Raw genomic sequence first — 26,609 nt, 5'->3', positions numbered from 1 at the left:
ATCGGCGAAAGAGTGGATGAAGGGCTGTTGCCATCAGCTGAACTGATGACAGGTCTGCTGAAGTAAATGCAACTGAGTTGCGAATATCTCATAAATGCAACTATGTTGCAATTGGCGAGTGCAAATGGCGCATGCATCGCGCTTCCGGAGGAGGCTTGCCAGTGGCCGTCCACGGGTAGGAAAGCCCGGCTTGTGCTAGCATGTCGCCTCGCAACAAGGAGGTTTCATCACATGTCCCAGATCTTCCCGTACAAGGGAAACGCCGTCATCCCGGAGATCAAGAAGCTCGACAACGGCAAATTCATGGCTTGCTTCGTGATTCACGAAGGCAAGGATGGCAGCGGCAAGCTGCGCTACCAGCGCAAGGCGCCCACCAATGAGTTCGATACCGAAGACGAGGCGATCGCCTACATCCTCGATTTTTCGGGCGACTGGATCGACGAAAATCCCATGTGACCCCGCTGCGCGCCGTGACCACGGCGCCGCGGGTCGCAGGCAGGAAGAGCCGCACGGAATTTGTTCCGTCGGCTCTTTTTCATTGGGGCTGCGACAAATTGCCACATTCGCAGGGAGCGCCGCACGGCCTACAATCGCGAGCCTCTTTCCGTTTTCGGCGCTCCCCGCCCGCAGCCATGACCACCTCCTTCCAGCCCGCCGGCGATGGCACTGCCAATGCAAATGCCAACGCCGCCAGCGCGACCGCCCGTACCGGCGACGCCCATCGCTCCGCCTTGCATGCCGTGCTGCTGCGCCTGCATTTCTACATTGGCCTGTTCGTCGGTCCCTTCATCCTGGTGGCGGCGCTGACCGGTACGCTCTACGTGCTCACCCCGCAGATCGAATCGCATCTCTACGCCTCGCAGCTCACCCACCAGAGCCGCGGCCAGGCCCGGCCGCTGGGTGAGCAGGTGGCAGCGGCACAGGCCTTCCTCGGGCCGCAGGCGCGCCTGTTCGCGGTACGGCCGGCCAAGGCCGACGGATGGAATACCCGGGTCATGTTCACCCAGCCCGGCCTGGGCGACTCGGAGAGCCGGGCCATCTTCGTCGATCCGGTCAGCCTGCAGGTCAAGGGCGACCTGATCGTCTATGGCACCAGCGGCGTGCTGCCTTTGCGCACTACGCTGGATTACCTGCACCGCAACCTGATGCTGGGCGACTTCGGCCGCAACTACAGCGAGCTGGCCGCTTCCTGGCTGTGGCTGGGTGCGTTGGGCGGAGTGTGGCTGTGGTGGCGAGGTCGCCAGCGCCGCGCTGGCAGTACGGTGCGCGCGCCGCGTCCCATGAACGCGCGCCGGCTGCATGCCCTCGTAGGGCTGTGGATCGTGTTGGGGCTGGTGTTTTTCTCGGCTACCGGCCTGACCTGGTCGCGCTGGGCCGGTGAGCGCGTGAGCCAGATGCGCACGCAACTGGGCTGGATCACGCCTTCGGTCTCGACCCAATTGCAGGCAGGCGCGCCGGCCATGTCCATGGGCGAACACGCCGACCACATGGGCGCGCATGGCATGCAGATGCCCATGCCGCAAGCCAGCGACCCGGCCCGCTTCGACATGGTGCAGCAGATTGCCCGCGCAGGCGGCATCGATGCTGCCGAGATCGAGATCCGCCCGCCGCGCGCGGCCCAGCAGGCCTGGGTGGTGCGCGAGGTGGATCGCTCCTGGCCGACCCAGGTCGATACGGTGGCCATCGATGCCGACCGCATGGCCATCACCAGCCGTGCCGATTTCGCTGACTTTCCGCTGATCGCCAAGCTGATCCGCTGGGGTGTGGATGCCCACATGGGCGTGCTGTTTGGCGTGGCAAACCAGATCCTGATGGCCCTCTTCGGCGTGGCCCTGACCGGGCTCATCGTGCTGGGCTACGTGATGTGGTGGCGGCGCCGCCCGGCGGCCGGTGCCAGCCTGGCACCCCTGTCGCAGGCGGTGATGCGCCTGGCGCCCCTGCAGCGCCTGACGCTGGCGGTGCTGGCCCTGCTGCTGGGCTGGAGTCTGCCCCTGATGGGTGCCAGCCTGTTGCTGTTCCTGCTGGTGGATGTGATCCGTTATTCCCGCGCGCGCCGCGCTACGGCCTGATCATTCACTGAGCAGGCCATCGGCGGTCTGCTCGAACCACTCGCTGCCGCGTTGTACGAAGGTCTGCGACGCGGCCAGCGCAAAACTTTTCACTTCGGGTTTCCAGCCCAGTCGATGCACCACGATCTGGTGCGCCTCCACCTGCAAGACGTTGAAGGAATTGCTCTCGCCGCGTCCGCGGGTGGAGGTGGCCGTGCCTGCCTGCACCACCAGCGCCGAATAGCCGGGGATGTGATAGCGCCCGGCGCTGCTGACGGCCGAACTGGTGTGCACGTGACCCGCCAGCAGCAGGTCGGCCCCACACAGCGCGAAGGCGCGCATGGCCGGCACCGCCTGGCCGACCAGGCCGTGATGTTGCGGGCCAGGCGGCAGGTCGAAGGGATGATGGGTGACGATGATCTTGACCAGGTGATCGCCCACACCGGCCAGTTCGCGCCGTGCGTGCTCGATCTGCCGGTCGTTCACGCGGCCATCCTGGATGGTCAGGGAACGCGCGGTATTGATGCCGACCACGGCGATTTCCTCATCCACGTACAGCGGCTGCAGATCGGCCGATATGTGGCGTTTGTACTTGCGCAGCGGCTGCAGCAGCCGCGCCGCAACGTTGAAGAGCGGGACATCGTGATTGCCGGGTACCACCAGCTGCGGCTGCGGCAGCATGTTGAGAAACGCCCGGGCCTCTTTGAACTGGCTGCTGCGGGCGCGCTGGGTGAGGTCGCCGGATACCACCACCAGGTCCGGCTTGAGCTCGTGCACCTGGGCGACCAGGGGTTCGATGATCTCCGGATCGGTGCGGCCGAAATGCAGGTCCGACAGGTGGATGAGGGTACGCATCAGTTCTCCCCCAGCAGCTTGTCGAGCAGGCCGGGCTCGCTGCTGCCGGCCGTTTGCGGGGCGGCGGCCTGCGGCACGATCACGGTCAGTGAGGCGGGGCGGATGCGGTAGTGCAGCGGTGTCTGCATCAGGTTGACTTCGCCATCGGTGGCCACGCGCATGCGCTTTTTGTGCGTCTCGATGTGGATCTCGCTGCAGGTGAGCACGTCGAAGTCGTGGGCCTCGCGCAGGCGGCCGAACAGTGCATGCAGGGCCAGGCGCAGCAAGCCCCAGCGGCCGGTGCGATGGCACACGTAGAGACTGAGCTGGCCGTCGGTGAGGGTGGACCGCTTGCCGATGTCCAGGCCGCTCATCAGGTATTCGTTGTTGCCGATGAAGACGAAGGGCGTGCGCCGCCAGTGTTCCTTGCCATCGATGGACAGCCGCACGCGCAGGAAGGGATAGCGCCGCAGCGCGCCCATGGCAGCCCAGGTAAAGGCCAGCCATTTGCCTCGGCCCAGGCGCGCCTGCTGCTTTTCGCGTTCGCGCACGATGTCGGGATAGAGACCCAGGCTGGAATTGTTGATGAAGGGCGCGCCATTGACCTCGCCGCTGTCGACCTTGAGCTTGCGCCCGGTGGCGATGTTGGCGATGGCCTGGTCCAGCGTCAGCGGGATGTTGAGGTCCTTGGCAAAGTGATTCAGCGTGCCCAGCGGCAACACGCCCAGCGCACTCTGGCAATGCGGATCGGCCAGCAGGGTGGAGGCGACGGCATTGACGCTGCCATCGCCGCCGCCCACGGCGACCACCGCGATCTTGTCGCGCACGGCATTGCGTGCAGTCTGCAGCATGTCTTCGCCGCTGCGTGCCAGATGCACCATGGCGTGCAGGCCGTGTCGGGCGAATTCAGCGGTGATGTGGGCGGCCAGTTCGTCGGCGTGGCCGCCGCCGGCACGGGCGTTGATGGCGGCCACCACGTCAGGGCAGCGTGCCGCGTCGGGGTGGCCATGGCTGGCGGGCAATTCCTGGGTCGTGTCTTGTTCTGTCATCCGCAGGCAATGGGAATATGGTTTCAGAGCCCGTTGGAGCGCGGTTGCGCGTAATAGTGCCGCTGCCACGTGAAAACCACGGTCGTCCACAGCGCGAACCAGGCCGTGCCCAGCAGCATCGCACCCACTACGTCGCTCAGGAAATGCGCGCCCAGGTAGACCCGGCTGAAGGCCGTCAGCGCCACCAGCAGCAGGGCTGCGCCGATGACGGCGGCCTGCACGCCGCGCTCGCCGGTCTTCAGGCGCGTACCGATGGCGGCGGTCACGCCCGGCTGGTTGAGCAGGTAGGCCGCCAGCATGGCGTAGAGCAGGGTGGCGCCGATGGTGTGTCCGCTGGGAAAGCTGTAGCTGTGCAACACCAGGATGGGGTCGTCAAAACTGGGACGCAGGCGCGCGAAAATGTGCTTGAGAGTGAAATTGCACAGCATGCCGCCGGGCAGCACCAGCAGCAGGTCGGTGACCCAGGCCCAGCGCTGCTTGCGGACCATATGCCAGAGCAACAGTGCGCCCATGACCAGCACGCCGATGGTGCCATGCAGGTGCGTATAGCCGAGCACCAGTTCGGTCAGGGGTGAAAAGGCATGCTGGTTGAACCAGTCCGCCAGTTGCTGATCCAGGTGCGTGAGTGCGCCTTTGCTGCTGACTTCGTAGGCGATCAGCGCAAACAGCATGGCCGTGGCCAGCACGGCCATCAGGCCCGTGGTGAGCGGCAGTCCGAGGTGGTGGTCGCGCGCCACGCGGGCGCGCAGGAAACGCTGGAGGGCGGGGGCGGAAGAAGTCGGTCGTTCTGTCATGCGGCCATTCTAACCTCAGCGCCCCGTTCCCCGGCAAGGGGGCCGGGGGCTTCGCCGCCCAGATCAGGCGCAGGGATCGTTGCCCAGCGCGATGGCGCGCAGGGCCGGCAGGTCGCACAGTTCCACATCGCGGTGGTTGACCTCAATGACGCCGGTCTTCTTGAAATTGGTCAGCAGGCGGCTCACGCTTTCCACGGCCAGGCCCAGGTAGTTGCCGATTTCCTCGCGCGTCATGCGCAGTTGGAAGCGGGTCGAGGAATAGCCCCGGCTGGCGTAGCGCGAGGACAGGTTGAGCATGAAGGCCGCCATCTTCTGCTGCGCGGTCATGCTGCCCAGGGTCAGCATGACGCGTTGCTCGCGCGAAATCTCCAGGCTCATCATGCGATGGAACTGGCGCAGCAGCGTGGGCATGTCGCGGAACAATTCCTCCAGGCGGGTAAAGGGAATCTCGCAGACTTCGCTGTCTTCCAGCGCCACCGCTTCGCACAGGTGATGGCCGGCGCCGATGGCATCCATGCCCAGCAGTTCGCCCGCCATCTGGAAGCCGGTGATCTGCTGGCCGCCATTGGTATTGCCCTGGAAGGTCTTGAAATGGCCCAGGCGAATGGCATAGAGCATGTCGAACTTGTCGTTGAGACGGTACAGGCTTTCATCGCGCTTGACCTTGCGGCGGCGGTTGATGACCTGTTCCAGGCGCTGCATGTCGCCCTGATCCAGCCCCATCGGCAGGCACAGCTGGTGCATGCTGCAGGCCGAGCAACTGGCACGCAGCGCGTGCAGGGTGAGCGGAGGCGGCGACTGGATGGGCGTGGGGACAGGTAAGCTGGACATAAGCGTTGGAGATTCCTCTGTGTTGTGGCGGCGTCGGCTGGCCAAGGCTTGGCGTGATGATATGTGATGCGCCACATTGTCATGCGGCCACGCTGCGATTTTTTCGTTACTTTTACCACACTTCTCACCTGTGAAACGCATTCGCAGGCCTGCCAATCAAAACTTTCATCGGGGCAAGGCGAAACTTGCTTTTCGATTACGCCGGCCCCTTTGGGCCTTGCGGACCCCGTTACTTCACCAGTTTCAGGACTGCCCGGAACTGCGGATGCGCACTGTGCTGCAGCCATTCGTAAGCCACCATCTCCAGCGTGACGGGAATGGCGCCCGCCGCGCGCATGCGCTCGAAGGCGGCATCGCGGTCCAGCGCGCGGCGCGAGCCGCAGGCCTCCAGCAGGGGCAGCACCGTATAGCCCTGTCGCAGCAATGAAAGCGCCGTCTGCAGCACGCAAATGTGGGTTTCACACCCGGCGATGATGATCTGCCGTACGGTCGGCGGGATGACGGGTAGCAAGCCGTCCGCGCAGGCATCGAAATGCTGTTTGGACAAGGTCTTGTCGCATAGCCGCGCGATCTCCGGATGATTGGGCCCGAGCTTGTCGGGCATCTGCTCGGTGGCCAGCACCGGCACGCCCAGCAGTCCGGCAATGCTGGCCATGCGCACCAGCTGCGCCAGTACGGCAGGGCCGTCATGGATGGCGGGCAGGAGGCGCTCCTGGGGATCGATCACCAGCAGGGCGGATTGAGGGGCCTGTATCAGCATGGGAGTCCTGTTCTTGATGGGCTTGGCAGAAATTGAAGGTCTTGTGTCATTGACGCCAAGCGGGTGGGAATTCGACAATTTTTCCATCATTGACCCATCGGAGCAAATCCATGCGCTTCTCCTCGCCTGCCGGTTCCCCTGGCGGTAGCCGCAATGCCGCCATCCTGGCCTTGTGCCAGGGCCTGTTTACCTGCGCCATCTCGATCGACCTGACCCTGACCGCGCTGACCGGCTGGCAACTGGCGCCGGACAAGGCGCTGGCAACCTTGCCGTTCGCCCTCATCACCGTGGCTGGCGCGGTGGTGACCTGGTTTGCGGCCTTCCTGATCCAGCGCCTGGGGCGGCGCTGGTCCTTCGTGCTGGGGGCGGCCAGCTGCTGTGCCGGTGGGCTCATTTCGGTGTGGTCGGTCTGGCACGGGCAGTTCTGGACCTTCTGCGTTGGCACCGCGTTGGTCGGTGTATTTCAGGCATTTGCGCAGTATTACCGGCTGGCCGCCGCCGATGCGGTAGCCGAAGCGGCCAAGAGCCGCGCCATCTCCACCGTGCTGGCCGGGGGTGTCATCGCGGCCCTGGTCGGCCCGGCGCTGGCGGCCTGGAGCAAGGATTGGTTTCCGGCGGCGCTGTTTGCCGGGGCCTATCTGGTGGTGGCGCTCATGGGGCTGTTGTCGGTGGTGGTACTGGTGTTGTTCTATCGGGACCAGGCCGAGCCGTCCACTGCGGCGCAGTCGCAGGCCGAGCTTGCACCGGCCCGCCCGCTCTCGGCCATTGCACGCACACCGGTGTTCATGGCCTCGGTGGCCAACAACGTGGCCGGGTCCATGGTGATGATGTTCATCATGACGGCCGCCCCCCTGGCGGCGGTGGCCTGCCATCACGGCATCGATGACGGCGCGGCCATCATCCAGTGGCACCTGGTGGGCATGTATGCGCCATCCTTCTTTGCCGGACGCCTGATCCAGCGCTGCGGCCTGGGACCGGTGCTGCTGGCGGGTCTGGGCATGAACCTCGGCTGCGCCATCATCGCCATGCTCTCCACCACGCTGCCCGCTTTCTACGTGGCCTTGCTGCTGCTGGGCGTGGGGTGGAATTTCATGTTCGTCGGTGGCACTACCTTGCTGGCGCAATCCTATACCCCGTCGGAACGCGCCAAGACCCAGGGCCTGGCCGAGTTGATGCGCTATGCCGCCACGGCCCTGGCGACGCTGGGCGCCGGTCCCTTGCTGGCCCGCTTCGGCTGGGAAACGCTCAATGCGGCCATCCTGCCGGTGCTGCTGGTGTCGGCGCTGGCCACGCTGCGCTGGATGTGGGCCCAGCGTGGCGGGCGCACGGCACTGGCCGCGGGCCTGCGCTAACATCGGAGGATGATTCCAATGACCCCCGTGCTTTCCGCGCAAGCCACACAGGCCGCGCGCAATGTGGTGCTGCTGGCCTATGCCGGCATGAACCTGCTCGATCTTGCCGGCCCCATGCAGGTGCTGGCGACCACCAACCGGCTGCAGGGCCGTGAAGTCTATCGCCTGCACGTGGCCTCGGCAGAAGGCGGCGCGGTGACCACCAGTGCCGGCCTGCCGGTGTTGACGCAATCCCTCCCTGCGCTGGACGCGCTGCTGCTTGCTGGGGGACTGCATACCTTGATTTCTCCCGGCGGCAGTGCGGGCGAGGTCTTCAGCATCGATCCCGCCCTGGTCGCCTGGATCCGCGAGGCCGCACCCCTGGCCCAGCGCGTCTGTTCGGTCTGTACCGGTGCTTTCCATCTGGCCGAGGCCGGCGTATTGGATGGCCTGCGCGTGACCACGCACTGGGAATCCGCCCACGAGCTGCAGCAGCGCTATCCGATGCTGGAAGTGGATGGCGAGCCCATCTATATCCGCCAGGGCCGTATCTGGACCTCGGCGGGCGTGACTGCCGGTATCGACCTGACCCTGGCGCTGGTGGAGCAGGACCTGGGCCACGCCGCGGCCATTGCGACGGCGCGCCAGCTGGTGATGTTCGTCAAGCGGCCGGGTGGACAATCGCAATTCAGCACGCCGCTGGCCGCGCAGGCGACCGGGGCGGGGCGGTTTGCCGAGCTGCATGCCTGGATCGCCGGCAATCTGGAGGCGGATCTGCGGGTGGAGAACCTGGCGCGCCAGGCCAACATGAGTCCGCGTACCTTCGCCCGGCTGTATGTGGCCGAGACCGGCCGTACGCCGGCGCGCACGGTCGAGCTGATGCGCCTGGAAGCGGCGCGCCGCGCGCTGGAAGAAACCCGTCTGCCGCTCAAGCGCATCGCCAGCCAGTCCGGTTACGGGGAAGAGCAGAACCTGCGGCGGGTCTTCCTGCGCCAGCTTGGCGTGAGCCCCGGGCAATATCGCGAACGCTTCGCGGCCTCCTGATTTACTGGCCTGCCTCTCGCATGAAGCGCTGCTGGTGGTGGCGGACACCCTCGCTGATGCGCTCCCAGGTGCGTACAGGGAAGTCGTCGGGGAGTTCGCCTTCGGCGACCGCCAGGGCATCCTCCGCGCCTTGCACCAGCGCCAGCATGGCCTGCCACACCGGCTCCCCGCCGTGCTGCAGGGCAAGCTGCCGCCAGTGGCGGGCTTCGATGGTATGGAAGTGGCGATGCGGATTGCGTCCGCGCAGCAGCATGGCCGGACCGGCCTGGCGCGCGCGGAACTGGTTAGGGCCTTTGCCGAAGTAGGGCCACATCGACAGCACGTCATACAGCGGCGTCATCTCGTAGCGGCCACCCGCATGCAGGTGCAGCGAGAAATTCTTGGCATGGCCGTCGGTGGCCGCCAGCAGGAAGAAGGCCAGTTGCGCCAGCAGGAAATAGGTCTTGTCGCCGCCCTGGCTGCTGGCGTTGAGCAGGCCCAGGCATTGGTTCAGGCCGGGACCGCCCTGGCTTTCGTACTTCATGGTCGGCGGCAGGCCGAAGGCCTGGCAGAAATCTTCCTGCGGCAGGCGTGCGATCCATCCTTCCTTCATCCTGGCGCGGTCGAAACGCTCTACGGCCAGCACCGTATGACGCCCGAAATGTTCCACCCGCGCTGACGCCACCGGCAGACCCATCGCCGCCAGGATGCGGGAGCACAGCCATTCGTTGTAGACCGAGTCCCCCGCATCGACCCGCTGCATCACGCCGCCGATGAGGCCCAGCGGCAGCTTGATGATGTGCGTGGTCGGCGTGGCACCGAGGGGACGGCACCATTTGCCGCGATGCCAGGTCAATGCGGTCTTTTCCTGTGCGCCTGCGATCGAGATGCGCAGCGCATCTTCCTGGGCGCTGGCCAGGGGCGAGGACAAGGGCAGGGCATACAGCAACTGCTCGAGCGCGGCCTCATCCAGGCGCTCGCAGTGGATGCTGCGCCAGCCTTCTGGTTCCTGGTCCGGTGGCAGCAATTGCAGCGCCCCGACGCAGTCCCGTCCCAGCGCCTGCAACAGGTCGAAGACGTCGGTGGAGGGCAGGCGATAGCGTTGCCGCAGCCGTTCGCGAATATCGGCGTTGTCGGGGAGCAGGTTGTCGAAATAGTTGCGCACGCTGTCGCCGCGCAGCTCGCCCGAGGCGGTCAGCGGCAGGGACAGCGACAGTGGACGGAAATGCGACGAGCGCACCCACGTGGGCGCATAGCGGAAGCGATGGACTTGGCGTTCCACGCTCCAGGTGCCGACCAGCTCACCGTTCATCCAGGCGTGCAGCATTACCAGGAACCCTGTTTGCGGGCCGGGATAAAGGCTGCCCCCGGCTCCGCGACACTGTGCATCGGCTGGTCGGCTGCATGTACATGCAGCTTGAGACCGGCCCCCAGCGTCGCCAGGAGCAGCAGCAGCTGCTCCACGCTGACGGCCCCCGGATTGGCTTCGATCTCGGCAATGCGCGCCTGGCTCACGCCGATGCGTTTACCCAGTTGCGCCTGTGTCAAGCGCTGCTGCTTGCGCAAGGCGCGCAGATGCTCGCGTAACTGGATGGAGAGGCTGATGGGGAAATCATTGGCCATGGGAGTTCCGTCAAGACAAGGAGGCAGCCGCGACGGTGGGCTCGGCGGAGGGCCGGGCCGTGCGGCTGTTGACGAAAATATAGGAGAAGAGCGATAAAACTGCAATACAAGAAATATCTTATATTTTACTTTTATCGCCTAAAGACGATAAATTGAAATTATCGGTTTTGGCCTGTATTCATGCTTGCGCCGGGCTAACCGGCGACAAGGCCGTCAATGCCGCCAGCGAGTCCAGCCACCACGACAGGGCCGGACCCGCCGGATGGTCGGGTTTGTAGACGCACTGGATCGGCAGTTCCGCCCCTGGCGGCGGATGGTGGATGGTGCTGATGCTCACCAGGCGCCCGGTGTCGAGGTCATTCTTGACCACATGCAGCGGCATGTTGCCCCAGCCCATGCCTGCGCGCAGCAGGGCGTGCTTGGTGCCCAGATCGCTCATGCGCCAGGTCAGCCGCGAGTGCACCGAGAAATCCTGGCGGGCAGTGAGCTCGCTGCGGTCCGACAGCACCAGCTGGGTTTGCTGCTGCAGGAGCTTTTCGGAAATCCTTCCTTTCACCTTGGCCAGCGGGTGGTCCGGTGCCACCACCGCCACCAGTTGCACGCTGGGCAGCGTAATGCGCAGCAGGTTGGGCGGCGTGGTCGGCAGCGTCCCCAAGATGCCCAGCATGGAGCGGCCGTCAATGACGCGCTCGGCCACCGCCCCCAGTGCTTCGACTTCCAGCCGTACCGTCACCGCCGGAAAGGCCTGGCGAAAGCGCTGCAACAGGTCCACCAGGCAATCGGTAGGGAAGAACACGTCCACGGCCAGCGAGACTTCCAGCTCTTGCCCGCGCGCATAGGAATTGGCCCGGACCTGCAGTGAATCCACGTGATCGAGCACCTGCCGAGCATCGGCCAGCAAAGCCACGCCGGGACTGGTCAGCTGGGGCCGGTAACCACTGCGGTCGAACAGCAGCACGCCAAGCTGGTCTTCCAGCGTAGCGACGGCGTAGCTGACGGCCGACTGTGCCCGCGCCAGCTTGCGTGCGGCCGCCAGGAAACTGCCGCTGTCAGCCACCTGCACGAAAACCCGCAACTGATCCAGCGACAGACGTTCAATATTCATATTGTCCTCAAGCTACGATGAAGTTTTGAAGTTTTGAAGTTTTGAAGTGATGAAGTGTCAACTATATCTAAAATTTAGATCATGATTATAAAAAGATAATCAGTTTTAGCCGAAACGGAACTTGCCTATTCTGTCGTCACTGGCTGCAGCGAATGCGCAAACAGCAGAGCACAGCGAGAGCCGGTTAAATGATTGGCATCAGGCAACAAGATTCAAGGCAACACGGCATCACAATTCAAACATCGTCGTTCACCCAAACACAGAGAGGCTTACCATGATCACCAACTTCACCACCTTCCGTATCGGCCGCGTCCTGCTGGCTTCCTTGTTCGTCATTTCGGGCATCTTCAAGATCGTCGGCTTTGCCGGCACCGTCGGCTACTTCAGCAGCCTCGGCCTGCCGGTCCCGACCCTGGCCGTGCTGGTCACCATCCTGGTCGAAGTCGGCGGCGGCTTGCTGCTCATGAGCGGCCGTGGCGTGCGTCCGGTGTCGCTGGTGATTGCGCTCTTCACTGTCGGCGCGACCCTGTCGGCCCACCATTTCTGGACGCTCGAAGGCGCTGCCGCCCAAGGCCAGATGATCCACTTCCTCAAGAACGTGGCCCTGATCGGCGCGCTGCTGCTGGTGTCCTCGATCGACCCGCAAGCCCAGCCGGAAGAAAGCCGTTGAGTCGCACAGCGTCCCATTGCATCCTTTGACCATGATCCATCGGCCCGCACCCACGAAGTGCGGGCCTCTTCAGGAGAGACAAACATGAGCACCCCCTACACCCGTCAAATCGAACGCCTGGTCAACGGCATCCCCACACAGGATGGCGCCGGCGTGAGCCTCACCCGCGTGCTGACCCACGACCTGCAGCGCCGCCTGGACCCGTTCCTGATGCTCGACGCTTTCCATTCGGACGAGCCCAGCGATTACCTGGCCGGTTTCCCCGACCACCCGCACCGCGGCTTTGAAACCGTGACCTACATGCTGGCCGGCCGTATGCGCCACCGCGACAATGCCGGTAACGAAGGCTTGCTGGAACCGGGCGGCATGCAGTGGATGACCGCCGGCCGCGGGCTGGTCCATTCGGAGTTGCCGGAACAGGAAAACGGCCTCATGAGCGGCTTCCAGCTGTGGGTGAACCTGGCGGGCAAGGACAAGATGACCGATCCCGGCTACCAGGACATCCCCTCGGCGGGCATCCCCGAGACCGAGCCGCAACCGGGCGTGAAGGTACGCGTCCTGGCCGGTACCGCCTTTGGCGTGGCGGGCGCCATCAGCCGCGAGACCACCGAGCCGCTGTACCTGGACCTGAAGCTGGAATCCGGCGTGACGCTGGACCTGCCGATCCCGGCCACGCACAATGCCTTCCTTTACGTCTATGAAGGCAAGCTGGCCGTAGGCGCGGCAGGCAGCGAGACCCGCGCCGCCGAGGCTGGCCGCATGGCCGTGCTCTCCAACGCCGTCGGTTCGGCTGGAGTGACGGTGCGGGCCGAGCAGGGCAGCCGCTTCCTGCTCATCGCCGGCAAGCCCTTGAACGAGCCGATCGCCCAGTGGGGACCGTTCGTGATGAACACCCGTGAACAGGTGGAAGCCGCCATCGACGATTTCCGCGCCGGCCGTTTCTGAGCAAGCATTCCCCATGAACCCAGCAGGCGGGCCGCCAACCAGGCCCGCCGCACCAGGAGAGCACCATGAGCAACATTCTTCACCAGATCCACGGCCTGACCCGTGACATCGGTTTCCCGGTCCGGCGGCTGCTGCCGGCGGCGGCTGCACGCACGGTCGGTCCCTTCGTCTTTTTCGATCATATGGGACCGGTGGAATTCGATGCCGGCACCACCGAAGGCGATGTGCGTCCGCATCCCCACATCGGCCTGGCCACCGTGACTTACCTGTTCTCGGGCGCCATGATGCACCGTGACAGCCTGGGCGTGGTCCAGCGCATCACCCCGGGGGCGGTCAACTGGATGGCCTCGGGACGCGGCATCGTCCATTCCGAGCGCATTCCCGACGATATCCGCGAGCAGAAAGTGCCGGTGCATGGACTGCAGATGTGGGTGGCCCTGCCGGCCGAGCAGGAGGAGAGCGATCCGCTGTTCCGTCATTACGCCTCGGAGGACATGCCTGAGGCGCAAGTAGGCGGCGCCCGTCTGCACGTGCTGGCGGGTTCGGCGTTCGGCGTGAGCTCGCCGGTGGCCACGGCCAGCCCGACGCTGTATGTGGCGGGCAGCACCACGCAAGGCGCCGAGCTGGAGATTGCCGCCGATGTGCAGGAGCGGGCGGTCTACGTGGTACGCGGCGAGGTGATGCTGGACGGCGAGCGCATGGAGCCGGGCACGCTGGCCATCCTGGCCCCCGGTGCGGCAGTGGCGCTCAAGGCGGTGGGAGAAACGGTCTTCATGATCCTGGGCGGCGCGCCGCTGGATGGTCCGCGCTTCGTCTGGTGGAATTTCGTGGCGACCTCGCGCGAGAAGATCGAAGCGGCCAAGGTCGCGTGGAATGGCCGGGACAAGAACGTGTTCCCGGACATTCCGGGTGAGACCGAGTGGATTCCGCTGCCGGCGCATTGATCTGCGCCTGAAGCTTGACGAACAAAACCGCCTGCCGCAATTCCAGCGACAGGCGGTTTTTCATCGGCCGTTGCAGCCGTTCATGGGTCGACCCATCAGATCAGCCCGATGATGCGCCCCATTTCGGTGATGTAGGGGCTGTCCTTGAGGACCTGGTTTTCCAGGCTGTCGGCGGCACGGCGCAGGGAGTGCCAGGTATCGCCGACCTGTCCCGCATGCGGCTGCGGTTGGCTCAGGTGCTGGCGCAGACGGGCGATGTCTTCGCGCAGCTGGTCGGCTTCGGTGCTGCCAGCGGGCAGTTTCTGCAATTCCGCCTCGAACTGGCCGACCATGTCCAGCAGGCGCTGGTGGTCGAACGCTGGGGTTTGCATGGGCTCGCTCATGGATTCTCCTTCGGTGATGGACCGGCTCCATCATAGGCGCATCGCGCCCGGGCCGGCAAAAAAAGGCGCCGGGGTTTGCCCGGCATCAAGTTCTGCTGTTTGGGTCCGCCCGCCCGTCGTAAGTTCCGGCAGCGCCGCGCGCAGCCTGTGCTTTGTTACACTGGCGGCTGTTTTTGCGCGGTGCACCCTGCGCCGCGCTCGCTGATCCCCTGATTCATGACCTCACACGACGACACTCCCGCCTTCATCACCTGGACCACCGGTGCCACTTCACAGCAGCTGCGCTGGCATTCCGAGGCCGGCAATGCGCCGCCCAAGCGCGTGGTCGAGGCGGACGACCAGATGGCCGCAGATACTGCCTACAAGCTGGCCTGCGAGGGGACCGGCCTGCTCTGGCGCGGCGACTTCCAGAATGCACGCCAGCTGCTGCAAGCCCTGGGCCGACGTGTGGACCGCGCCCGCGAGCGCGCCCAGGCCAAGGGCAAATCCAAACCGGCCACCGCCGAGAGCCCGGCACAGGCCTTCCATCATCATCGCCAGATGCAGGCGCAGCGCGCGCGCATCCTTGGCATGCTGCTCATTCCCGTCGAGCCCGGTTTCGTGGTGCCGCTGCGCCGTGCGCCAGACGTGCAGGCTGCCTGCAGCGAAGCTTATGAGCCGGCGTTGCAGGCGGCATCCTTTGCCGTCTCGCTGCGCGAGCTGCAGGGCTTGATCGGTGCGCATGAATGGCGCAAGAAGGGCGTCGAGATCGCCGCACTCGGTGGCCGCATCCATCCGTGGTATGGCGTCTTCTCACCGGTGCGCGGTGAATACGTGGACCTGGTGTCCAAGGCGCCGCTGCCATCGACCGAACTGGCCTTTGATATCGGCGTGGGCAGCGGCGTGCTCTCCGCCGTCCTGGCGCAGCGCGGCGTGCGCAAGATCATCGCCACCGACATGGACCCGCGCGCGCTGGCCTGCGCACGCGAGAACCTGCAAGGACTGGGGCTCTTGCCGCAGGTGCAATTGCAGGAGGCCGACCTGTTCCCGCCGGGACGCGCACCGCTGATCGTCTGCAATCCGCCCTGGCTGCCGGCGCGTCCCAGTTCACCGATCGAACATGCGGTCTATGACCCGGACAGCCGCATGCTGCTGGGCTACCTGAAGGGCCTCGCCGATCACCTCACGCCGCAGGGCGAAGGCTGGCTCATCCTGTCCGATTTCGCCGAACACCTGGGTCTGCGCGCGCCCGGGATGCTGACCGAGGCGATTGCCCAGGCCGGCCTCGAAGTGGTGGCGCGCCACGACATCAAGCCGCGCCACGGCAAGGCAGTCGATCGCGACGATCCCCTGCATGCCGCGCGCAGCAAGGAAACCACCAGCCTGTATCGCTTGCGCGCCCGCGCCTGAATCAACCTGATGCCAGCAAGGAGCCAACGTCCATGAACATGATCCGATGCCTGCCGCTGCTGTTGGGCGTGCTGCTCCTGCCGGCCACGGCCCAGGTCACCACCCGCGACCTGGGCGGGCACTATGGTCCGCAGCAGGGTGTGCCGCTTCCGGTGCCGGTCCCCGTACCGGTTCCGGATGCGCTGAACCGTAACCCGCAGCTCAGCGAACCCATCACCACCTCCGGCAACAGCTGCGCCTGCCAGGTGGCCGAGACCAGCGGCAGCGCCTGCATGATCTTCCTGCGCACCAATGCGGCCGACTGGATTGCCCGCAATGCGCCGCAGACGCCGCTGCGCTCCTCGGCCAGCGGACGTTACTACGACGCCTCCTTCGCGCTGGCCGCCAGCGCCTGTGCGGCACGCAAAGTGGCACCGGGCAGCGTGAAGGTGCATTGGCTGGACCGCCGCAATGCGATCCTGGAATGGAAATAGGGCGCTGACCAGGACGATCAGAACCTCAGGCCGGCTCCTGCCAGGCCGGAAAATCCAGCATGACCGCAAAATGCCCGTCAGGCAGGTAAGCAAAGCGCATCTCGCCCGCATGCGCGCGCATGACTTCTTCCACGATGGACAAGCCCAGGCTCGCCCCCATGCGGTTCTCGCCGCGCGGGGCGAAGGGCTTGCGCAATCGTTCCCAATCCTCGGCAGCTATCCCCGGCCCGTCATCGATGAAGCTCAGGCGGTGGCGCTGGCCGTCGCTGTCCAGCCGCACGTGCAACAGCCCCGGCGCGCCGTATTGCAGGGCGTTGTCGAGGATGTTCTTGATGGCCTCGCCCAGTGCAATCGGATCGCCCTGGATCAAACAGGGTAGGGGCGGCACATCCAGCGCCAGGTCGTGCGGCGTGCGCGCGCGATTGGACAGCACTTCGGTCATCTGCGAGCGCACCAGGTCGGCCAGATCGATGCGCTCCTGCAGCCGGCTGTCATTGCGATGCTGGACCATGGCGTGATTGATGAGCTGGTTCACCAGCGCACCCAGGTGGCGCGTGCGTTCGCGCAGCAGGGCCAGGTGGCGCTGGCGCTTTTCTTCGCTGGGTTCGGTGGCCAGCAGTTCCATCTGCGCCACCAGGGCGGTGACGGGCGTGCGCAGCTGGTGCGCGGCATCGCCGATCACGCGGCGCATGGTGGCGCGGTGGACCACCAGCCTCTCCATGAAGGCGTTGATGGCCGAGACCAGCGCATGCGTCTCGGCCGGCACGGTCAGCGACAGGGGTGAAAGATCGTTCAGGTCCCGCTCACGGATGGCCGCCTCGATGCGCTTGAGCGGCGCCAGTGCCTGGTAGAGCGTGAACATCGCTGCCAAGATGGTCAGCGCGCTCATGGCCACGATCACCACCAGCGCCTTGCCGCCCAGGCTCTGCGCAAAGGACATGCGCGCATTGTTGGTCTGCGCCAGCACGATGACCGCCCACGGATGCGGACTGTCGACCGGCATGCGCCGCCCGATGATGGCCATGCGCACGGGCGTGCCCAGATAATCGCCATCGCGCAGCAAGGGGCCTTGCTCCAGTTCGTTCCAGGGAATCTCCGGACGGAATTCGGCATCACCCGCAATCACCCGTCCACGCGGATCGAAGACCGCATAGATCGCATGGTCCCCCGTGCCCAGCATCGACAGCGCCGCCAGCGGCACATCGACATTGACCTCGCCATGGTCGTACCAGGTGTTCTCGGCGATCTGCAAGGCGCTGCCGGCCAGGATGCGGTCATAGGCCTGGCGTGCGGCCAGCTGGGTCGAGATCCAGATGGCGATGAGCAGCACGGCGGCGCTCACCAGCAGCACCGCGCCCACGCGCACCACCAGGCGTGTGTAGAGCGAACGCCCGGCGACGACGTGGGGCGAGCGGCCCAGCATCAGTGCAGGGCAGCGGCCGGGGTGGACGCCGCAGGTTCAGCGGATGCCGGGGCCTGCAACACCAGCTGATATCCGAGTCCGCGCAGGGTGCGGATCTCGAAGGCGGCACCGGCCAGTTTCTTGCGCAGGCGCGCCACGTATTGCTCGACCGTGTTGGCGTTGGGGGTGTCATCGACCGTGAAGAGCCGATCCATCAGCTCATCCTTGTTGAAGATGCGTCCCGGCCGGGCGGCGATGATTTCCAGCAGCGTCACCTCGCGCCGGGTCAGTTCGATGGGTTGCCCGTCCAGCGTGGCGGTGCGGCTCTTGCGGTCGATGCACAGGTTGGCACAGTGCAGCAGGTTGGTCGATTCGCCGCCGCTCCTGCGCAGGAGCACGCGGATGCGCGCCTCCAGTTCGCGGAAGTCGAAAGGCTTGACCAGGTAATCGTCGGCACCCAGGTCCAGTGCGCGCACGCGTTCCTCGATCTCGCCGCAGGCGGTGAGCATGAGCACCGGCGTGTGCTGGCCACGGGCGCGCAATTGCTCCAGCAGGGCGAAGCCATCGGTCTGCGGCAGCATCACGTCCAGGATCAGCAGGTCGAAGGCCTCGCCCAGGCGGCGCGCGGCGTGGCCGCCGTGGCTTTCCCATTCGACGGTGTGGCCGATGCGGGCCAGGTGGGAAACGATGGCCTCGGCGACGTCGGCAGTGTCTTCGACCAGCAGGATGCGCATGGGATCTCCAGTGTTGTTTTTCGATGCCGCAGCTGTTGGACGCTGCTTGGGCAGGGCGCCATTGTATGCCCGAACCGCTCACCTGCAACAGACGTCAGGATTTAGTCAGATTGGTTACAGCTTGGCGGCCTAGCATCCGTTCCAGCATCAATAATTCTTATAAATCATTTGGAGACAAGCATGAGCGACCCTGCCCAAGCTGCGGCTATCCTCGACCCATCGCGTCCGCTGCTGGAAATCGACCGCGTTACCCTGCAGTACAAGACCACCGATTCGCTGGTCACGGCGACCCAGAACGTCAGTTTCAACGTCCATCCTGGCGACCGCTACATCCTGCTGGGCCCTTCGGGCTGCGGCAAGTCCACCCTGTTGAAGGCCATCGGCGGCTACCTGCAGCCGACCTCGGGGGCGATCCGTCTCAAGGGGCGGGAAGTGCATGAGCCGGGACCGGACCGCATGATGGTGTTCCAGGAATTCGACCAGCTGCTGCCCTGGAAGACGGTGCGCCAGAACGTGGAGTTCGCGCTGCACGCCAGTGGCCGCCTGCAAGGAAAGGCTGCCGCCGAGCGCGCCGAGTACTACATCAGCAAGGTCGGTCTGGCCAAGTTCATCGACAGCTATCCGCACATGCTCTCCGGCGGCATGAAGCAGCGTGTCTCGATTGCCCGTGGCATGGCCATGGAGCCGGACGTGCTGCTGATGGACGAGCCTTTCGCCGCCCTCGATGCACTGACCCGCCGCAAGATGCAGGATGAACTGCTGCGCCTGTGGGACGACACCCAGTTCACCGTGCTCTTCGTGACCCACTCGATCGAAGAAGCGATCCGCGTGGGCACCCGCATCCTGCTGCTCACGCCGCACCCGGGCCAGGTTCGCGCCGAACTCAACAGCATCGATCCCGGCCAGCTGGGAACGGCTGCCCAGGCCGAACTGGAAACCCGCATCAACGACATGCTGTTCGCCCATCACTGAGCCGCGCAGGAGACCTCATCATGCAAACCAATCTGCCCTTCGTTCGCCCGGAAATCCTGGTCGATCCCAATCCCGATGCCACTGCCGAAGTGCAGCGGCCGCAGTCGGCCTTCGAATCCCTGTACCGCATGGGCTGGCTGCGCAAGACCGTGATCCTGCTGGTACTGGCCCTGGTCTGGGAAGTCTACGGCCGCTGGCTCGACAATGCCTTGCTCTTCCCCAGCTTCAGCGAGACGGTGCAAGCCTTCCTCTCCGGCATCGGCTCCGGCGTGCTGCTGCAGCGCGCCGCCGTGTCGATGCAGACCCTGCTGGTCGGCTATGGCCTGGGCATCCTGCTGGCCGGGCTGCTGACGACGGTGGCCATCAGCTCGCGCATCGGCAATGACCTGCTGGAGACGCTGACCTCAATGTTCAACCCGCTGCCGGCCATCGCGCTGTTGCCGCTGGCGCTGATCTGGTTCGGGCTGGGTACCGGCAGCATCATCTTCGTGCTGGTGCACTCGGTGCTGTGGGCGGTGGCGCTCAATACGCATGGCGGCTTCCGTGCGGTCTCCAACACGCTGCGCATGGTCGGCCAGAATTATGGCCTGCGCCGCTTCTCGCTGGTGAAATCGATCCTGATCCCGGCCGCTTTCCCCAGCATCCTGACCGGCCTGAAAGTGGGCTGGGCCTTCGCCTGGCGCACGCTGATCGCGGCCGAGCTGGTCTTTGGCGTCTCCTCGGGGGCGGGTGGCCTGGGCTGGTACATCTTCGAAAACCGCAACCAGCTGGAAACGGCCAATGTCTTCTCGGGCCTGTTCTTCGTGATCATCATCGGCCTGGTGGTGGAGAACCTGATCTTCGCCCAGATCGAGAAGCGCACCATCCGCCGCTGGGGCATGCAGCACTGAGCTGCCGGACGGGCGGACCTTGTTTCCATACAAGGTCCGCGCAATCCCTACATCAACACGCAACGATCCATACAAGACCGATAAACTGACGACCTTCAGGAGACAAGCATGCAACGACGTACCTTTACCAGCCTCATGATGGCCAGCGCCCTGGCGCTGTCCGCCGTATCCGGCACCGCCCGCGCGGAAGCGCAGGAAGTGCGCATCTCGCACGGCTATGGCTTGCTGTACCTGCCGCTGATGGTGATCCGCGACCAGAACCTGGTGGAAAAGCACGCCAAGGCCATGGGCCTGGGCGAAGTCAAGACCAAGTGGGTGCTGCTCGACGGCGGCAATGTCATCAATGACGCCATGCTGGCCGGCAACCTCGACATCGCCGGCACCGGCGCACCGGGTTTCGTGACGCTGTGGTCCAAGGCCCATGGCATTCCGCGTTCGGAAGTGGTGGGATTGGGAGCGCTGTCGACTTCGCCGCTCTGGCTCAATACCAACAACCCGAACGTCAAATCGCTCAAGGACTTCACGCCCAAGGACAAGATCGCCATTCCCGGCATCAAGACCTCGCTGTCGGCCGTGCTGCTGCAGATGGCTGCTGCCAAGACCTTCGGCATCGAGAACTACGCCAAGCTGGATCCGCTGACGGTGAGCCTGTCGCATCCGGAAGCGATGGCTTCCCTGGTCTCGGGCAAGACGGAGATCACGGCGCACTTCACCTCACCGCCGTTCTCCTACCAGGAAGCCAAGGCCCCGGGCATCACGCGCGTGCTCAATTCCACCGATGTGCTGGGCCACATCACCATCGATGTGGTCTTTGCGCTCAAGTCCTTTACCGACAAGAATCCCAAGCTGACCCAGGCCTTCATGGCCGCGCAGGAAGAGGCCAACGCCTACATCGCCAAGAACCGCAAGGGCGCAGCCGAGATCTTCCTGCGCGTCTCCAAGCTCAAGCTGCCCCAGGAAGAAGTGGAACAGATGCTGGCGGACCCGGGCACCGAGTTCACCTCGACGCCGGTGGACATCATGCAATACGTGATCTTCATGGGCAAAGCCGGCACCATCAAGACCAAGCCGGCGGTGTGGCATGACATGTTCGTGCCGGTGTTCAAGGAGCGCAAGGGCAGCTGAGCATGAAGCGGCACAGTCCGCACTGCGGACTGTGCCTGTCGTATCATGGCGGTTTTGCCTTTGCTGCCGTTCCCATGCGTGAGAACACCGCCCTCCACTGGATCATCGATGAAGACCGCCTCTTCACCGACATGGCCGATTCCCCCGACAATCCCTGCACCGCCTGCGGCGGCTGCTGCGCGCATTTCCGCGTGTCCTTCTACTGTGGCGAACTCAGCGATGGTTTGGGCGGCATGGTGCCGGTGGAACTGACCAGCAAGGTCAACGACACGCTGGCCTGCATGAAGGGGACCGAACACGGCCATGGCCGCTGCATCGCGCTCGTGGGTGAACTGGGACGGCCAGGCGTCGGTTGCCGCATCTATGCGCAGCGCCCCAGCACCTGCCGCGAATTCTCGCCCTGGGAGGCGGATGGCCAGCCCAATCCCGAATGCCAGCAACGACGCCAGGCCTTGGGCTTGCCGGTGCTGGCGGCATTGCCGCCGGAACAGGCCGCGCCCGTGCTGCCCGCCTGAAACCTCAGCCCGGTGATGTTTGGCTGCAGAGCGCAGCCAGTGCATCCCCCAGTGATTCGGGGCGGCCCTCGAAAAGGGTCTGCATGGCCTTGGGATCAGCCAGCAAGGCATAGAGCGCGCTGCGTGCCTCATAGTCGGTGGCCAGGCGTACGGCCGCCAGGATGTAATCGTCCAGCGTGGCGGCGATGGTCCAGTCGGGCAAGCCCACGCGGCGAAACAGCCCCTCATCGATATGTTCGAACACTTCCGGCCCGGTCTTGCAGATGCCAGGCAAGCCCACGGTGAAGGCGTCGATGATGCCGTTGGTATTGCCGAAGGGCAGGGGCGAGAGAAACATGTCGCACTGGTTGAAGATCGACAGGTACTGCTGGTAGGGCTGGTGCGGATACACCTGCGCGCCCGGCACGTAACGCAGGATCAGCCGATGCAGCTGCGGATAGAGCAGCCCCTGCGCCTGCCCCACCAGGAAGTGCAGCCGTACCTGGCGTGCCCGGCCGCCAGCTTGCTGTGCCGACAGATCAACGATGCGCTGGCAGGCTGACAGGAAGCGGGGATTGAGCTTCATGGTGGTGGCGGCAATGGCCACGTTGACCACCGGCTGGTCGGACCGTTCCAGGCGAGGCACGGCAAAGGGAATCGCGGTGGGGCGATAGGGTTGGCCATCGGCAGGCAGGCGCAGCAGCTTCTCGCTGAAGCAGGCCGGGTCGCCCACGAAATCGTCCTCCACGCTGATGTAGTCGATGCAGGGCGAATGCGTGGTCGCAGGATGCCCGAGCGCGGCCACCTGCAACGGCGCCACGCGCAGGTTGGCGGCAAACATGGTGATGGGGAACATGCCCACGCTGGGCATGTAGAACACCCGCGGCCGACGCGCCCGGGCAATCTCGCGCACGCTGCGCAGGCTGGCCATCAGGTCGGCCGGCTGTTCCAGCGTGATGAATTCATCGAAGACCGCGCGGCCCAGTTCATCGGTATTGCTCGCATAGCCCATGGCGACCACGTGGAAATGGCGGCGCGCGGCCTCCAGCGTCTTGGAGTGGGTGCGATAGATCGAATGCCCGCCCGAAAACCATTCCAGCAGCACCAGCATGACCGGCTTGCCATCGACCCGTGCGTCACCCGGTTGCGCCAGGTCGTGCAGTGCTTCGGTGTGCAGCTTCTTCTTCAGCAGCTGGTTGATGGCGCCCTTGATGCGATGGCGCTGCGGCAAGTCGGCGTAGCTGCAATGCATGTACACGTCATGCAGCACGCCGACCGGCAAGCCTTCCAGCGACTCCAGTTCATGCAGCCGGTCTGGCAGCCATTGCAGCAGCGCTTCGCGCTTGGAGTGCGCCGCCGGCGTACCCAGGAAGCGCGGGGACATCAGCGCCAGGAAGAGGGCGGCGGCCAGCGGTTTGTTCTGTGCCCACAGGGCTTCCACATCCAGCGCCAGTTCCGATTCGGGGGAATAAAGCAGGCAGAACTTCACCAGGTCCAGTGGCTTGACCTCGAACACCTGCGACTGCGGGCCGCCGAAGTTGAGCGAGCGCAGGATGTGATCGGCATTGATGAAATGACTGGCGCCGAAGAGCGCGGACAGCCAGCGCTGGAAGTTGATCAGCTGCCCGAAACCGTTGGGACTGAGATGGAAGCCCGGGTCCGAGAGCAAGGCCGAAATGGCGCTGGTCACGCGGGTCAGCATGTGCTGTTCCAGTTCGGCCTGGGTCACTGCCGGGGAGACCTGCAGGGAGAATTTGCCGCTCAGTTGCCCATACTGCCGGTCGATCAATTGCAGCAGGCGCACCAGTTCGCGCGCGGCCGGCTCCTGCTGGCGGGCGTAGCAAAGGTACTCGAAGTTTTCCAGGGAGAAAATGTCGTCTGGGCGGGCCGTCATCGTTTTTTCTCATTCTCGGGCTTGGACAGCGGGCATTGTGCCGTCTCTGCCGCCGCACTGCCAGTATTTTGGCAAGGCCGGCGTTGTCCGGGGCCTGCGAAGGGAAGATCACCGACAGGGCCGACGGCGAGCAGCAGGGCAGATAAGCGGACAGGCCGGGCCATCGTTGTGCCATATGAGCAAGTGCAGGCTTGCATGCCAAGGCATATCTGCAGAATATGCCCGAATATGTCGCTTCCTGCCGTACCAGCGCCTTGAACTCGCGCGACTCCAGGCTCAGTGCCGGGTCCGCCCCTGCAGCATGGACGAGGGCGTCTGTCCGAACAGTTTCTTGTAATCGCAGCAGAACTGGCTGAAATTGGCAAAGCCCCAGGCGGCCGCGATGTCGCCGATGCTGCCCACGGGTTGGCTGCCGTCGCCGTGGCAGAGGGCGCGGCGCACACCGTTGAGACGCAGCGAACGCAGGTAGCTCATGGGGCTCATGCCCAGCACATCCTCGAAGCAATATTGCAGCGTGCGGCGGCTGACATGGACCGCTTCGCAGAGCATGGGCACGGTGACAGGGTTGTCCTGGTGGGCCATGGCGAATTCGCGGGCGTCATTGACGATGCGGCGGCGACGCAGGAAGCTGGCACCGGCTTCGGCCTCGATCTCGCCAACATCCAGCATGGCCAGCAGCGACACCAGTACGGCTTCCTGGCGCAACTGCAGCGCCGCGTGGTGATGGGTGGCACTGGCTTGCCCGGCCAGTGACAGCAGGTCGTGGATATGCTGGCGGCAATCGGCCAGGCCCTGGTGATCGACCTTGAGCAGCTCGGCCTGGCCCAGGCGCTGCCAATCTGGCTGGCAGCCCAGGCGCGCGGCGCTGGCCTGCAAGGCATCGCGCTGGACCACGATGCCGTAGATCTCGTGCGCATCCGGCGTAACCAGTTCGAATTCGCAGGCCCCGGGACGCGTCATCACCACATCCTCGCCGACCAGGCGACCGTTGATGCGCATGCCGCTGGCACGCGGCTCGATGCCGAACCAGTAGGCATCGGGCCACACCTGGCAGGACTGGCGCACGGCCCGGCTGCTGGCTTCGCAGAAGATCTGCAGGCCGCTGCTGTGCCACTCCTGCAGGACCCCTTCAAAAGCCCCGCAGGTGATCTGGTCGTAGCGCTGCTCCCAGTCGGTCAGGTTGTGCGCATGCTCATCCACATCGCGCGCAATCGCGGTGCGCAATGCCCGCTGGCTGTGCGCGGCGGGTGTGTCAGCTTGGGACAGTGCGGGAGTGGACATCAACGGGCTCCTTGATCGACTGGCGGCCGGCAAGCCGCGCAGTTTTGCCGAATTTCGATAACGCCGCCGAAATCGCCGTTGCTATATTGCGTCGGCAGGCAGTGCAATGTGCGAAATCAAGCAAACGCCATGCCCGTCCTTACAAAGTGGCCGCACCACAGCGGCCTGTCCGTCGCGCCAAAGGGAGAAACTGATGAATGCAAGCTCTTCAGGGCAGGGCCATACGCTCAAGCCCGTCCTGTCCACCCTGCAGCTCTGGGCCATTGCGGTCGGGCTGGTGATTTCCGGCGAATACTTCGGCTGGAGCTACGGCTGGGCCAGCGCCGGCACGCTGGGCTTTACCGTCACGGCGCTGTTCATTGCGGCCATGTATGCCACCTTCATCTTCAGCTTTACCGAACTGACCACCTCCATTCCCCATGCGGGCGGCCCGTTTGCCTACAGCAAGCGCGCCTTCGGTCCGGTCGGCGGCTATCTGGCCGGCGCGGCCACGCTGATTGAATTCGTCTTTGCGCCCCCGGCCATTGCACTGGCCATCGGCGCCTACCTGAATGTGCAGTTCCCCGATATCGATCCCAAGCTGGCGGCACTGGGGGCGTATCTCGTGTTCATGACGCTCAACATCGTCGGCGTGCAGATCGCAGCAACGTTCGAATTGTTCGTCACGCTGCTGGCGATCTTCGAACTGCTGGTCTTCATGGGCGTGGTGGCGCCGGGTTTCTCGCTGGCCAATTTCACCAAGGGCGGCTGGTCCGGCAGCGATGGCTTCAGCATGGCGGCGGTGCCGGGCATGTTCGCGGCGATCCCGTTTGCGATCTGGTTTTTCCTGGCCATCGAAGGCGTGGCCATGGCGGCCGAAGAGGCCAAGGACCCCAAGCGTTCCATTCCCATCGCCTACATCACCGGCATCCTCACGCTGGTGGTGCTGGCCATCGGCGTGATGCTCTTCGCCGGCGGCGCAGGCGACTGGACCAAGCTCTCCAATATCAACGACCCGCTGCCACAGGCCATGAAGCTCATCGTCGGCGACAACAGCAACTGGTTGCACATGCTGGTGTGGCTGGGGCTGTTCGGGCTGGTGGCGTCCTTCCACGGCATCATCCTGGGTTACTCGCGCCAGATCTTCGCGCTGGCCCGCGAAGGCTACCTGCCGGCGTATTTCGCCCGTGTCCATCCCCGTTTCAAGACGCCGCACCGCGCCATCCTGGCTGGCGGTGTGGTCGGGATCGCCGCCATCTACAGCGATGAGCTCATCAAGATCGGCGGCCAGACGCTCACTGCCAACATCGTCACCATGTCGGTGTTCGGCGCGATCCTGATGTACATCCTGTCGATGCTCTCGCTGTTCCGCCTGCGCCGTGCCGAGGCCGGCCTGGAGCGGCCTTTCCGGGCACCGCTGTATCCCTACTTCCCGGCCTTCGCGCTCTTCGGTGCGCTGGTGTGCATGGCCACCATGATCTATTACAACCCGCTGATCTTCGGCATCTTCGTGGCCTTGCTGGCGCTGGGCTATGCCTGGTTCCTGGCCACGGCGCGCCAGCGTGCCGAAGGGGCGGCGGCGGTTGCGGAATTCTGAACGATATAAACCTTTTATACCGATATACCGATACACCGA

27 protein-coding genes are annotated in these 26,609 nt (G+C 64.8%); 14 read left to right on the top strand and 13 right to left on the bottom strand.

Annotated features, from left to right (window positions below; all coding sequences use genetic code 11):
• Positions 1 to 231 precede the first annotated feature (231 nt).
• Both FYB76_RS08650 and FYB76_RS08645 read left to right on the top strand, forming a co-directional pair.
• Positions 232 to 456 (top strand): hypothetical protein, encoded by a 225-nt coding sequence (locus tag FYB76_RS08650; RefSeq protein WP_034331366.1) that lies wholly within the window; start codon positions 232 to 234, stop codon positions 454 to 456.
• 176 nt (positions 457 to 632) lie between these two features.
• Positions 633 to 2,069 carry a PepSY domain-containing protein gene (locus FYB76_RS08645; RefSeq protein WP_154133375.1) on the top strand — a complete coding sequence of 479 codons (1,437 nt, stop codon included), beginning with the start codon at positions 633 to 635 and terminating at the stop codon, positions 2,067 to 2,069.
• On the opposite strand, the gene FYB76_RS08640 is transcribed toward FYB76_RS08645, so the two are convergent.
• The 5 genes from FYB76_RS08640 to FYB76_RS08620 form a co-directional block, all read right to left on the bottom strand.
• Positions 2,070 to 2,903, bottom strand: a complete 834-nt coding sequence (locus tag FYB76_RS08640) for a metallophosphoesterase (protein WP_154133374.1) — start codon at positions 2,901 to 2,903, stop codon at positions 2,070 to 2,072.
• Positions 2,903 to 3,931 carry a diacylglycerol kinase family protein gene (locus tag FYB76_RS08635; RefSeq protein WP_154133373.1) on the bottom strand — a complete coding sequence of 343 codons (1,029 nt, stop codon included), beginning with the start codon at positions 3,929 to 3,931 and terminating at the stop codon, positions 2,903 to 2,905. The genes FYB76_RS08640 and FYB76_RS08635 overlap by 1 nt, the downstream gene beginning before the upstream one ends.
• A gap of 23 nt (positions 3,932 to 3,954) precedes the next feature.
• On the bottom strand, positions 3,955 to 4,725 hold the full coding sequence (locus tag FYB76_RS08630) for a phosphatase PAP2 family protein (RefSeq protein WP_154133372.1): 771 nt from the start codon (positions 4,723 to 4,725) through the stop codon (positions 3,955 to 3,957).
• Between the two features lie 63 nt (positions 4,726 to 4,788).
• Positions 4,789 to 5,556, bottom strand: a complete 768-nt coding sequence (gene fnr / locus FYB76_RS08625; RefSeq protein ID WP_088754353.1) for a fumarate/nitrate reduction transcriptional regulator Fnr — start codon at positions 5,554 to 5,556, stop codon at positions 4,789 to 4,791.
• A gap of 229 nt (positions 5,557 to 5,785) precedes the next feature.
• Positions 5,786 to 6,316, bottom strand: a complete 531-nt coding sequence (locus tag FYB76_RS08620) for an isochorismatase family protein (protein WP_154133371.1) — start codon at positions 6,314 to 6,316, stop codon at positions 5,786 to 5,788.
• Positions 6,317 to 6,426: 110 nt separating this feature from the next.
• On the opposite strand from FYB76_RS08620, the gene FYB76_RS08615 reads away from it, so the two are divergent.
• The gene (locus FYB76_RS08615; protein WP_154133370.1) at positions 6,427 to 7,668 is read left to right on the top strand and encodes an MFS transporter; all 1,242 of its coding nucleotides are present in this window, start codon (positions 6,427 to 6,429) and stop codon (positions 7,666 to 7,668) included.
• 18 nt (positions 7,669 to 7,686) lie between these two features.
• Complete coding sequence (locus FYB76_RS08610) at positions 7,687 to 8,691, top strand: GlxA family transcriptional regulator (protein WP_154133369.1); 1,005 nt, start codon at positions 7,687 to 7,689, stop codon at positions 8,689 to 8,691.
• Between the two features lies 1 nt (position 8,692).
• Here FYB76_RS08610 and FYB76_RS08605 read toward each other — a convergent pair whose 3' ends face one another.
• From FYB76_RS08605 to FYB76_RS08595, 3 genes are all read right to left on the bottom strand, one after another.
• The gene (locus tag FYB76_RS08605; protein ID WP_370516327.1) at positions 8,693 to 9,997 is read right to left on the bottom strand and encodes a HipA domain-containing protein; all 1,305 of its coding nucleotides are present in this window, start codon (positions 9,995 to 9,997) and stop codon (positions 8,693 to 8,695) included.
• Entirely contained in the window at positions 9,997 to 10,293 is a 297-nt protein-coding gene (locus FYB76_RS08600) for a helix-turn-helix transcriptional regulator (RefSeq protein WP_154133367.1), read from the bottom strand. The genes FYB76_RS08605 and FYB76_RS08600 overlap by 1 nt, the downstream gene beginning before the upstream one ends.
• 178 nt (positions 10,294 to 10,471) lie before the next feature.
• Entirely contained in the window at positions 10,472 to 11,398 is a 927-nt protein-coding gene (locus FYB76_RS08595; RefSeq protein WP_154133366.1) for a LysR family transcriptional regulator, read from the bottom strand.
• Between the two features lie 274 nt (positions 11,399 to 11,672).
• On the opposite strand from FYB76_RS08595, the gene FYB76_RS08590 reads away from it, so the two are divergent.
• From FYB76_RS08590 to FYB76_RS08580, 3 genes are all read left to right on the top strand, one after another.
• The gene (locus FYB76_RS08590) at positions 11,673 to 12,068 is read left to right on the top strand and encodes a DoxX family protein (RefSeq protein ID WP_088754360.1); all 396 of its coding nucleotides are present in this window, start codon (positions 11,673 to 11,675) and stop codon (positions 12,066 to 12,068) included.
• Positions 12,069 to 12,152: 84 nt separating this feature from the next.
• Positions 12,153 to 13,013, top strand: a complete 861-nt coding sequence (locus FYB76_RS08585) for a pirin family protein (RefSeq protein ID WP_088754361.1) — start codon at positions 12,153 to 12,155, stop codon at positions 13,011 to 13,013.
• Between the two features lie 65 nt (positions 13,014 to 13,078).
• Positions 13,079 to 13,957 (top strand): pirin family protein, encoded by an 879-nt coding sequence (locus tag FYB76_RS08580; protein ID WP_154133365.1) that lies wholly within the window; start codon positions 13,079 to 13,081, stop codon positions 13,955 to 13,957.
• A gap of 95 nt (positions 13,958 to 14,052) precedes the next feature.
• Here the strand turns inward: FYB76_RS08580 and FYB76_RS08575 are convergent, their stop codons facing one another.
• Positions 14,053 to 14,340, bottom strand: coding sequence for a hypothetical protein (locus FYB76_RS08575; protein ID WP_088754363.1), 288 nt, complete (start codon positions 14,338 to 14,340; stop codon positions 14,053 to 14,055).
• Between the two features lie 216 nt (positions 14,341 to 14,556).
• Here FYB76_RS08575 and FYB76_RS08570 point away from each other — a divergent pair, with 216 nt between their 5' ends.
• The gene (locus FYB76_RS08570) at positions 14,557 to 15,729 is read left to right on the top strand and encodes a class I SAM-dependent methyltransferase (protein ID WP_154133364.1); all 1,173 of its coding nucleotides are present in this window, start codon (positions 14,557 to 14,559) and stop codon (positions 15,727 to 15,729) included.
• A gap of 32 nt (positions 15,730 to 15,761) precedes the next feature.
• Positions 15,762 to 16,202, top strand: a complete 441-nt coding sequence (locus FYB76_RS08565; protein ID WP_154133363.1) for a hypothetical protein — start codon at positions 15,762 to 15,764, stop codon at positions 16,200 to 16,202.
• A 25-nt stretch (positions 16,203 to 16,227) separates the two neighbouring features.
• Here the strand turns inward: FYB76_RS08565 and FYB76_RS08560 are convergent, their stop codons facing one another.
• Together FYB76_RS08560 and FYB76_RS08555 are read right to left on the bottom strand one after the other, a co-directional pair.
• Positions 16,228 to 17,625: a sensor histidine kinase gene (locus FYB76_RS08560; RefSeq protein WP_088754366.1), complete on the bottom strand. Its 1,398-nt coding sequence runs from the start codon at positions 17,623 to 17,625 to the stop codon at positions 16,228 to 16,230.
• Positions 17,625 to 18,338 (bottom strand): response regulator transcription factor, encoded by a 714-nt coding sequence (locus FYB76_RS08555; protein WP_154133362.1) that lies wholly within the window; start codon positions 18,336 to 18,338, stop codon positions 17,625 to 17,627. The genes FYB76_RS08560 and FYB76_RS08555 overlap by 1 nt, the downstream gene beginning before the upstream one ends.
• A gap of 180 nt (positions 18,339 to 18,518) precedes the next feature.
• Between FYB76_RS08555 and FYB76_RS08550 the strand changes: the two genes are divergently transcribed.
• The 4 genes from FYB76_RS08550 (at position 18,519) to FYB76_RS08535 (ending at position 21,840) form a co-directional block, all read left to right on the top strand.
• Positions 18,519 to 19,310 (top strand): ABC transporter ATP-binding protein, encoded by a 792-nt coding sequence (locus FYB76_RS08550; RefSeq protein WP_034335871.1) that lies wholly within the window; start codon positions 18,519 to 18,521, stop codon positions 19,308 to 19,310.
• A 20-nt stretch (positions 19,311 to 19,330) separates the two neighbouring features.
• Positions 19,331 to 20,200, top strand: a complete 870-nt coding sequence (locus tag FYB76_RS08545; protein WP_154133361.1) for an ABC transporter permease — start codon at positions 19,331 to 19,333, stop codon at positions 20,198 to 20,200.
• A 108-nt stretch (positions 20,201 to 20,308) separates the two neighbouring features.
• Positions 20,309 to 21,325 carry an ABC transporter substrate-binding protein gene (locus FYB76_RS08540; RefSeq protein WP_154133360.1) on the top strand — a complete coding sequence of 339 codons (1,017 nt, stop codon included), beginning with the start codon at positions 20,309 to 20,311 and terminating at the stop codon, positions 21,323 to 21,325.
• A 74-nt stretch (positions 21,326 to 21,399) separates the two neighbouring features.
• On the top strand, positions 21,400 to 21,840 hold the full coding sequence (locus FYB76_RS08535) for a YkgJ family cysteine cluster protein (protein WP_088754540.1): 441 nt from the start codon (positions 21,400 to 21,402) through the stop codon (positions 21,838 to 21,840).
• Positions 21,841 to 21,844: 4 nt separating this feature from the next.
• Here FYB76_RS08535 and FYB76_RS08530 read toward each other — a convergent pair whose 3' ends face one another.
• Both FYB76_RS08530 and FYB76_RS08525 read right to left on the bottom strand, forming a co-directional pair.
• Complete coding sequence (locus FYB76_RS08530) at positions 21,845 to 23,713, bottom strand: peptide transporter (protein ID WP_154133359.1); 1,869 nt, start codon at positions 23,711 to 23,713, stop codon at positions 21,845 to 21,847.
• A gap of 276 nt (positions 23,714 to 23,989) precedes the next feature.
• On the bottom strand, positions 23,990 to 24,994 hold the full coding sequence (locus FYB76_RS08525) for a helix-turn-helix domain-containing protein (protein WP_154133358.1): 1,005 nt from the start codon (positions 24,992 to 24,994) through the stop codon (positions 23,990 to 23,992).
• A gap of 193 nt (positions 24,995 to 25,187) precedes the next feature.
• On the opposite strand from FYB76_RS08525, the gene eat reads away from it, so the two are divergent.
• Positions 25,188 to 26,570: an ethanolamine permease gene (gene eat / locus FYB76_RS08520; RefSeq protein ID WP_088754372.1), complete on the top strand. Its 1,383-nt coding sequence runs from the start codon at positions 25,188 to 25,190 to the stop codon at positions 26,568 to 26,570.
• Positions 26,571 to 26,609: the final 39 nt, after the last annotated feature.

This window comes from Herbaspirillum sp. CAH-3 (assembly GCF_009668275.1).
In the GTDB taxonomy this organism is placed as follows: Bacteria; Pseudomonadota; Gammaproteobacteria; order Burkholderiales; family Burkholderiaceae_D; genus Herbaspirillum; species Herbaspirillum aquaticum.
The sequence above is the reverse complement of the archived record's forward strand: the minus strand, read 5'-3'. Positions and strand labels throughout refer to the sequence as shown.